This window comes from Mycobacterium persicum (assembly GCF_002086675.1).
GTDB lineage: Bacteria > Actinomycetota > Actinomycetes > Mycobacteriales > Mycobacteriaceae > Mycobacterium > Mycobacterium persicum.
In genome coordinates, this window is record NZ_MVIF01000270.1 from 1 (window position 1) to 839 (window position 839).

An 839-nucleotide genomic window follows, 5' to 3' on the forward strand; every position below is an offset into this window, starting at 1 on the left:
CCGACTCAGGCTTGCGCCAACCCGCACGAGGCATACCCTACAAACTACACCCATGTAGTCTTAACTGAACGGTATTGGGACTAACCCGACTAATAATGTGCACCAATGATGTCCGGGGTGTTTATGCGGCTGGTAGGCCAGGACGCGGTGAAAAACGAGCTGATCGCCGCCGCCAGGTCGGCTCGTGGTGACGACCGTCACAGCCTTGCCGGCGACGGAAATATGACACACGCGTGGCTGATCACCGGTCCACCGGGTTCTGGCCGGTCGGTGGCGGCATTGTGCTTCGCGGCGGCGCTGCAATGCACTGGCGATGCCGAGGACGGGGGTCCCGGATGTGGTCGCTGCCGGGCGTGCACGACGACGATGGCCGGCACTCACGCCGACGTCCGACGCGTCATCCCCGAGGGCCTGTCCATCGGCGTCGACGAGATGCGGGCCATCGTGCAGATCGCGTCGCGGAAGCCGACCACCGGACACCGCCAGATCGTGCTGATCGAGGACGCCGATCGGCTGACCGAAGGTGCCGCCAACGCGCTGCTCAAGGTGGTGGAGGAACCGCCGGCCTCGACGGTGTTTCTGCTGTGCGCGCCCTCGGTGGACCCCGAAGACATCGCGGTGACGCTGCGATCTCGATGTCGGCATGTCGCGCTGGTGACGCCGTCGACCGCGGCGATCGCCCAGGTGCTGGCCGACAGCGACGGTCTGGACACCGAGACTGCGGCCTGGGCGGCCTCGGTCAGCGGAGGTCATGTGGGACGGGCCCGGCGGCTGGCCACCGACCCGGAGGCCCGGCAGCGACGGGAGCAGGCGCTGGGGCTGGCGCGCGGCGCCCGGGC

At 68.2% G+C, this 839-nt stretch carries 1 protein-coding gene; it reads left to right on the forward strand.

Translation table 11 applies throughout. The features are described 5' to 3' along the window. Nucleotides 1–108 precede the first annotated feature (108 nt). The coding region (locus BST40_RS28320) for a DNA polymerase III subunit delta' (RefSeq protein ID WP_089025341.1) at nt 109–839 on the forward strand (731 nt) is incomplete at its 3' end.